Genomic DNA, 7,334 nt, shown 5'->3' on the forward strand with positions numbered 1-7,334 from the left:
GTCCTCGGCGCCGGCGATGCCGTCCGCCGCCATCCCCCAGCGGGCCGCGCGGCGCCGGGGTCGGATTCCGGATCCGCCAGCACATGCGCGAGCATGCCGCGCGCCACCTCGCGCTCGCCCATGATGATGAGGTCCGCCCCGCTCTGGCGCAGGTGGCTCACCTCCGCGTCGGAATGGGCGCGGGCGACGATCTCGATCTGCGGATTGAGCACGCGCGCCTTCTTGAGCACGCCGCTCGCCTCGAAGCCGTCGGGGATGGCGAGGATGAGCCGCCGCGCGCCGGCGAGGTTGGCGGCCTCCTGGGCGGCCGGGGAGGCGGCGTTGGCGTCCACCACCTCGATGTCGAGCTTGCGCAGCTCCTCCACCCGGTCCTCCTGGTCCTCGATCACGAGGAACACGGTGCCGGCCTCCTTCAGGCCCTCCGCCACCAGGCGCCCGACCCGGCCATAGCCGACCAGGACGATATGGCCGTCCTTTTCCGTGCGCACCAATTCGGGCGCCGGGACCGGCGCCTCCACCGCCCGCTCCGGGGCGCGGGCGCCGGCGGCCATCGCGGCCGCGGCCTTCTTCGCCCGGAAGCGGTCGAGGACCAGGAAGAAGAAGGGGTTGGCGAGGATCGACAGGATCGCGGCGGCGAGGATCAGGTCGCGCGCCTCGGCCGGCATCAGGCCGAGGCTGACGCCGAGCGCGGCGAGGATGAAGGAGAATTCGCCGATCTGCGCCAGCGAGGCGGAAATGGTAAGGGCGGTCAGCTGCGAATAGCCGAACATCCGCACCAGCAGATAGGCCGCCACCGACTTGCCGAACAGCACGATGGCCAGCGCGCAGAGCAGCGGCAGCGGGCTTTTCACGACGATCGCCGGGTCCACCAGCATGCCCACCGAGACGAAGAACAGCACGGCGAAGGCGTCGCGCAGCGGCAGCGTCTCCTCCGCCGCCCGGTGGGACAGCGGGCTTTCGCTCAGCACCATGCCGGCGAAGAAGGCGCCGAGCGCGAACGACACGCCGAACAGCTTCGCCGAGCCGAAGGCGACGCCCAGCGCGATGGCGAGCACGGCGAGGCGGAACAGCTCGCGCGATCCGATATGGGCGACGGAATGCATGATCCAGGGAATGACCCGCCGCCCAACCAGCAGCATGAACAGCACGAAGCCCGCCACCTTGCCGAGCGTGACGGCGAGCGAGGTCCACAGGTCCATGGGGCCGAGGAAGGCCGCGGCGGCGCCGGCGTCCACCGCCTTGCCGCCGAGCGATTCCGACAGCGCCGGCAGCAGCACCAGCGCCAGCACCATTGCGAGGTCCTCGACGATCAGCCAGCCGACCGCGATGCGGCCCTGCTCGCTCTCGATGAGGCGGCGCTCCTGCAGCGCGCGCAGCAGCACCACGGTGGAGGCGACGGAGAGCGAGAGGCCGAACACCAGCCCGCCGCCGAGGCCCCAGCCCATGACATAAGCGAGACCGACGCCCATGAGGGTGGCGACGCCGATCTGCAGCACCGCTCCCGGCACCGCGATGGCCTTCACCGACAACAGATCGCGCAGCGAGAAATGCAGGCCGACGCCGAACATCAGCAGGATGACGCCGATCTCGGCCAGTTCCACCGCCATGTGCTGGTCGGCGACGAAGCCCGGGGTGAAGGGACCGGCCATGACACCGGCCAGAAGGTAGCCCACCAGAGGCGACAGACGCAGCCGCTGGGCGATGGCGCCGAACACGAAGGCCAGCACGAAGGCCCCGACGAGGGTCGCGATCAGCGGCGTATCGTGGGGCAATTTCGCACCTCCTTCCAGGCAAAAGGGACCATCCGCGCGGCGACGCGCAGGCGCAGGACTGATTGGAATGCCAAGAGATTAAGCAAATCCCCCGGCGGGTCCAGAGCTTCGGGGCGAATTCGGCCCGCCCGCGCAGAAAAAAGAACGGGCGCTCCCCGCCGGGAGCGCCCGTTCTTCGTGCGAACTTGATCCGATGAACCGGCGGGCCGGACCCTAAAGCCAGGGCTGCTCGGCACCCTTGGCGGTCTCGTACGCGGCGATGCTCGGCGCCTTCTGGAGCGTCAGGCCGATGTCGTCGAGGCCCTCCAGCAGGCAGCGCTTGCGGAACGGGTCGATCTCGAAATGGATCGCGCCGCCGTCGGGACCGCGGATCTCCTGGTTCGGCAGGTCGATGGTGAGGGTCGCGTTGGCGCCGCGCTCGGCGTCTTCGAACAGCTTCTCCAGCTCCTCGGGCGAGACCTTGATGGGCAGCACGCCGTTCTTGAAGCAGTTGTTGTAGAAGATGTCGGCGAACGAGGTGGAGATGATGCAGCGGATGCCGAAGTCGAGCAGCGCCCAGGGGGCGTGCTCGCGCGACGAGCCGCAGCCGAAATTGTCGCCGGCCACCAGCACCTTCGCGCCCTTGTAGGCGGGCTGGTTCAGCACGAAGTCGGGATTGTCGGAGCCGTCCTGCCGGTAGCGCATCTCCGAGAACAGGCCCTTGCCGAGGCCGGTGCGCTGGATCGTCTTCAGGTACTGCTTGGGGATGATCATGTCGGTATCGACATTGACCAGCTTCAGCGGCGCGGCGACGCCTTCGAGAACGGTGAACTTGTCCATCGGTATCCTCGGGATTTCGCGTTGTTCTTGGGGTGGAGTGCGCTTTCGCGCTTGGGGTCAGTCCTAACAGGCACTGGCGCGGTTGCCCAGCGCCGGCGCGGTCAGCGGGGTCCGGGCAGCATGCGGCGCAGCACGTCGTCCTTCAGCACGAAATGATGCACCAGCGCCGCGGCGGCGTGGACGAGGGCGATCAGCACCAGCGCGTTCGCCAGCCATTCGTGGACCTCCTTGATCTCGCGGGCGAAGGTGCGGTCGACCGGGATCGGCGCCGGGATGGTGAACAGCGAGAAGAAGGTCACCGCGTCGCCGCGCAGGAAGGCGAGCCAGATGCCTACGAGCGGCGTCGCGATCAGCAGCAGATAGAGCAGCCCGTGCGCCGCCTCCGAGGCGATGCGCACCGGCCGCGAGAGCGCGGCCGACGGCGCCGGCGGGCGCGCGACGAGGCGGTTGGGAATGCGCAGCGCCATCAGCGCCACCAGAAGAAGTCCCACCGAGATGTGGGTCCACCAGATGTAGGACCGCCCCAGCGAGCCGCGCGGAAAGACCGCTTCCAGATAGGTGACGCCATAAACCACGAGCACCGCGACCACCACGAGCCAGTGCAACGCCCGCATGGAGGGGGAGTAGCGTTCGGGCGGGAGAGGGGTGGTCATGACGGGCTCCTATTGTTTGGAGCGTTTCTAAACTGATGCAAGTCCGGCGGTCCATGTGGCATCACGGCCCATCGGCCAGTTCCTCGATGCGCTCCATGTCCTCGTCGGAGAGGCCGAAATGGTGGCCGATCTCGTGCACCAGGACGTGGGTGACGAGGCCGCCGAGGGTCTCCTCGTGCTCGGCCCAGTAGTCGAGCATGGGCCGGCGATAGAGGAACACCATGTTGGGCATCTGGCCGGTCTGGGAGGTGGCGCCGTCCTGCGCGCGGCCGATGCCCTGGAACAGGCCGAGCAGGTCGAACGGCGTCTCCGCCTCCATGGCGTCGAGCACCTCGTCGGTGGGGAAGTCCTCGACGCGGATCACCACGCCCTCGCACAGGCGGCGGAAGGTTTCGGGCAGGCGGGCGAAGGCCTCGCGCGCCAACTCCTCGAAATCGGCGAGGCTCGGCGCCTCGCGGTCGCGCCAGGCATTGTGCGTGCTCATCTGCTCCGCTCCCGCTCCTGATGGGGCCCTTCGCTCGAACTATTGGCGCCGCCGGCCGAGTACTCACGCGGGCGTTACAAGGCTGAACGCCTTATGAACGCGGACCTCAAGCGCCGTTCAGCCCGGTTTGGTTAAGGAACTCTTAATGGCTCTGCATCGTTGTCGACGCAGACGAGGAATTGGGAGAGTGACCATGCTTCGGAAGCTTGCGGTCACCGGCGCGCTGGTGACGATCATTGGAATCGCTGCGTTTTTCGCCCCCCACGAGGCGAGCGCCGCCTCGGTGTCCACGGTGCTTGCCACCCTCGGATGAGGGCGGTGGGGCGGCGAACGGTCAGCAGACCGTTCCCCAAGGCAGAGATTTCACGATCTTGTGATTGAAAACGGGCGACCCTTTTGGTTGCCCGTTTTTCTTTTGCAACAGTCCCGGACCGCGCCGCCGGCCCCGCCGACGGCCTCCCGTTACCGCTCAAAACGTCAGGCGTGCGGCCAAGGCCCGCACGTCCACGAAGCGGCCGGCGATCGCCGCCGCCGCCGCCATGGCGGGCGAGACCAGATGGGTGCGCCCGCGCGGACCCTGCCGGCCCTCGAAGTTGCGGTTCGAGGTGGAGGCGCAGCGCTCCTCCGGCGACAGGCGGTCGGCGTTCATGGCGAGGCACATGGAGCAGCCCGGCTCGCGCCACTCGAAGCCCGCCGCCAGGAAGATCTTGTCGAGGCCCTCGGCCTCCGCCTGCTCCTTCACAATGCCGGAGCCGGGCACGATCATGGCGGCGACGTGCGGGTTCACCTTCTGGCCGGCGACGATCTTCGCCACCGTCCTGAGGTCCTCGATGCGCGAATTGGTGCACGAGCCGATGAACACCCGGTTGAGGGCGATGTCGGTGATCTTGGTGCCCGCGGTGAGGCCCATATAGGCCAGCGCCCGGTGCTTGGCGGCGCGCTTCACCTCGTCGGCGATCTGCTCCGGGTCCGGCACCACGCCTTCCACGGAGACCACGTCCTCGGGGCTGGTGCCCCAGGAGACGATGGGCGGCAGGCGCGCCGCATCGAGCTTCAGCTCGGTGTCGAAATAGGCGCCCTCATCCGAGCGCAGCGTGTCCCAGTAGCGCAGCGCCGCATCCCAGTCCGCGCCCTTGGGGCTCTTGGGGCGGCCTTCCAGATAGGCGTAGGTCTTCTCGTCGGCGCCACCATGCCGGCGCGCGCGCCGCCCTCAATGGACATGTTGCACACGGTCATCCGCCCCTCCATGGAGAGGGCGCGCATGGCCTCGCCCGCATATTCGATCACGTAGCCGGTGCCGCCGGCGGTGCCGATGGTGCCGATGATCGACAGGATGATGTCCTTGGCGCCCACGCCCTCCGGCAGCGTGCCGTCGACCGTGACGCGCATGTTCTTCGCCTTCTTCTGGATCAGCGTCTGGGTGGCGAGCACGTGCTCCACCTCCGAGGTGCCGATGCCATGGGCGAGCGCGCCGAACGCGCCGTGGGTCGAGGTGTGGCTGTCGCCGCAGACGATGGTGGTGCCGGGCAGGGTAAAGCCCTGCTCCGGGCCGATCACGTGGACGATGCCCTGCCGCTTGTCGAAGCCGTCATAGTATTCGATGCCGAATTCCTTGACGTTCTCCGCCAGCGCCGCGATCTGCGCCACGCTTTCCGGGTCCGGGTTCGGCAGCGTGCGGTCTGTGGTGGGGATGTTGTGGTCCACCACGGCGAGCGTCTTCTGCGGCGCGCGCACCTTGCGGCCGGTCACGCGCAGGCCCTCGAAGGCCTGCGGGCTCGTCACCTCGTGCACCAGATGGCGGTCGATATAGAGCAGGCAGGTGCCGTCGTCCTGGCGCTCGACCACGTGGTCGTCGAAGATCTTGTCATAGAGGGTGCGGGGGCCGCCGACGGGTGCGTTCATGGGGTGGTGTCCCTTAAGGATGCCCGCGCGCGCGAATGCGGCCGGGCGGATGATCTCAGTGCGGGGAAGACGGGGCGGACGTCAGCGAGGAAGCACCGCCGAGGCGGCGGTGGTGAAGCGTCCGAAGAAGCGGCCGGGCAGACGCACATGGTCGGGCACCGCGGCAAATTCCATGGTGGTGCGCGCGAACGGTCCGGCGGCGCAGAAGGCCGCCCGGCACCAGGCAGAAGCGGGCACGGTCATGGACATGAGCGGTTTGTAGCAGTTCCACTATGCGGCGACAATCTTGCAGCGCAGCGACGCTAGGCGCGCCGCCCGCGACATCGCATTGTCACACGGCGCGGCCGATGCTCCCGGTGCGGCAGGGCATGCGCCAGCAGGATGCGGCGCGCCAACAGGCGGAGGACAGGCCATGGCGGAACGGGCAGGAAGCGTCATCCCTTATCTCACCGTGGGCCGGGCGCTGGACGCCATCGCCTTCTACCAGAAGGCGTTCGGGGCGCAGGAGACATTCAAGATGATGGCCGAGGACGGCCAGCGCGTGTTCCATGCGCGGCTCGTCTTCGGCGATGGCGTTGTGATGATCTCCGACGACTTCCCCGAGTTCGAGAGCGGCGCCGGCGCGCCGGTGCCGGGAGTGCGCGCCAGCGTCGCGGTGGCGCTGCCGCTCGCCGCGGCCGGCGACGTGGATGCCACCTTTGCCCGCGCGCTGGCGGAAGGCGCGGTCGGCGAGATGCTGCCCAGCGACGCCTTCTGGGGCGACCGTTTCGCGACCCTCGTCGATCCGTTCGGCCACCGCTGGATGCTGTCGGCGCCGCTCGCCGCGGCGTGACCCAGGCAGGCACCCCGCGGCGTTTGCGCTTGCCAATGCGGGCACCGCCCCATAGAGCGGTCCCCGGTGCGGCGGCAACGCGCGCAGGCACTGCGCGGCAAGGGGGCAGGCGGCGGTGCGTTTCATCGAGACTTTCAGCGGCGTCGACTTCGCCGATACGGTGGTGAGCCTCGGCGCGGCGTTCGTGCTCGGCACGCTGATCGGCGCCGAGCGCCAGTACCGCCAGCGCACCGCGGGCCTGCGCACCAACGTGCTGGTGGCGGTGGGCGCCGCGGCCTTCACCGACCTCGCCGCGCGCATCGGCACCACCACGGACGTGCTGCGCGTGGTGGCCAACGTCATCACCGGCGTCGGCTTTCTCGGTGCCGGCGTCATCATGAAGGAAGGCCTGAACATCCGCGGCCTCAACACGGCCGCGACACTATGGTGCTCGGCGGCGGTGGGCGCCTGCACCGGCTCGGACATGCTGGCCGAGGCGCTGCTCATCACCTTCATCATCATCGCCGGCAATACGCTGCTGCGCCCGCTCGCCGGCGCCATCGACCGCATCCCGCTGAACGCGCGCAGCTCCGAGCTGAGCTACGAGGTGCACCTGACCGCCGATGCGCATGCCGTCGCCGAGGTGCGCGAGGCGCTCATCAAGGCGCTGCAGAAGGCGTCCTACCCGGTGGGCGACGTCACGTCCTCGGTCCAGGGCGATGCGGTGGAACTGGTGGCGCGGCTGGTGAGCACCTCGGTCGACCCGGACGAACTGGACCAGGTGGTGGCCGGCCTCGCCGGCACCCGAGGCGTCACCCACGCGAACTGGGAGAGCACCTCCCAGGACTGACGCGGCCGCGCAGTCCGCGCGCCGGCCTGCGCCAAAATGGTGC

The 7,334-nt window shown here is 68.9% G+C and carries 8 protein-coding genes and 1 pseudogene; 3 read left to right on the forward strand and 6 right to left on the reverse strand.

From position 1 onward, the window contains the following. The 4 genes from ybaL to AC2W7M_RS16185 form a co-directional block, all read right to left on the reverse strand. Window positions 1-1,772 (reverse strand): YbaL family putative K(+) efflux transporter (ybaL, locus tag AC2W7M_RS16170; RefSeq protein ID WP_486133236.1); only part of this gene is annotated, 1,772 nt, incomplete at its 3' end. A 213-nt stretch (window positions 1,773-1,985) separates the two neighbouring features. Then, window positions 1,986-2,591: a 3-isopropylmalate dehydratase small subunit gene (gene leuD / locus AC2W7M_RS16175; protein ID WP_121623208.1), complete on the reverse strand. Its 606-nt coding sequence runs from the start codon at window positions 2,589-2,591 to the stop codon at window positions 1,986-1,988. Between the two features lie 101 nt (window positions 2,592-2,692). Then, window positions 2,693-3,244 (reverse strand): cytochrome b, encoded by a 552-nt coding sequence (locus tag AC2W7M_RS16180; RefSeq protein WP_486133238.1) that lies wholly within the window; start codon window positions 3,242-3,244, stop codon window positions 2,693-2,695. A 61-nt stretch (window positions 3,245-3,305) separates the two neighbouring features. Beyond that, on the reverse strand, window positions 3,306-3,728 hold the full coding sequence (locus AC2W7M_RS16185; RefSeq protein WP_486133240.1) for a metallopeptidase family protein: 423 nt from the start codon (window positions 3,726-3,728) through the stop codon (window positions 3,306-3,308). Between the two features lie 187 nt (window positions 3,729-3,915). On the opposite strand from AC2W7M_RS16185, the gene AC2W7M_RS16190 reads away from it, so the two are divergent. Beyond that, window positions 3,916-4,041, forward strand: a complete 126-nt coding sequence (locus AC2W7M_RS16190; protein WP_486133242.1) for a hypothetical protein — start codon at window positions 3,916-3,918, stop codon at window positions 4,039-4,041. 156 nt (window positions 4,042-4,197) lie between these two features. On the opposite strand, the pseudogene leuC reads toward AC2W7M_RS16190, so the two are convergent. Continuing rightward, window positions 4,198-5,630, reverse strand: a pseudogene (gene leuC / locus AC2W7M_RS16195) (3-isopropylmalate dehydratase large subunit). Window positions 5,631-5,711: 81 nt separating this feature from the next. Further along, complete coding sequence (locus tag AC2W7M_RS16200) at window positions 5,712-5,879, reverse strand: hypothetical protein (protein WP_486133244.1); 168 nt, start codon at window positions 5,877-5,879, stop codon at window positions 5,712-5,714. Between the two features lie 163 nt (window positions 5,880-6,042). Between AC2W7M_RS16200 and AC2W7M_RS16205 the strand changes: the two genes are divergently transcribed. Then, window positions 6,043-6,462 (forward strand): VOC family protein, encoded by a 420-nt coding sequence (locus AC2W7M_RS16205; RefSeq protein WP_486133246.1) that lies wholly within the window; start codon window positions 6,043-6,045, stop codon window positions 6,460-6,462. Between the two features lie 115 nt (window positions 6,463-6,577). Beyond that, a complete protein-coding gene (locus AC2W7M_RS16210) occupies window positions 6,578-7,291 on the forward strand; it encodes an MgtC/SapB family protein (RefSeq protein ID WP_486133248.1) in 714 nt (237 codons plus the stop codon). The last annotated feature ends 43 nt before the right edge of the window (window positions 7,292-7,334 follow it).

This window comes from Xanthobacter sp. BG11Y11_SDJG (genome assembly GCF_057364445.1).

Coding starts and splice junctions, on each gene's coding strand:
- AC2W7M_RS16180 (WP_486133238.1), bottom strand. CDS start 3,244: ATGACCACCCCTCTCCCGCCCGAACGCTACTCCCCCTCCATGCGGGCG.
- AC2W7M_RS16185 (WP_486133240.1), bottom strand. CDS start 3,728: ATGAGCACGCACAATGCCTGGCGCGACCGCGAGGCGCCGAGCCTCGCC.
- AC2W7M_RS16205 (WP_486133246.1), top strand. CDS start 6,043: ATGGCGGAACGGGCAGGAAGCGTCATCCCTTATCTCACCGTGGGCCGG.
- AC2W7M_RS16200 (WP_486133244.1), bottom strand. CDS start 5,879: ATGTCCATGACCGTGCCCGCTTCTGCCTGGTGCCGGGCGGCCTTCTGC.
- leuD (WP_121623208.1), bottom strand. CDS start 2,591: ATGGACAAGTTCACCGTTCTCGAAGGCGTCGCCGCGCCGCTGAAGCTG.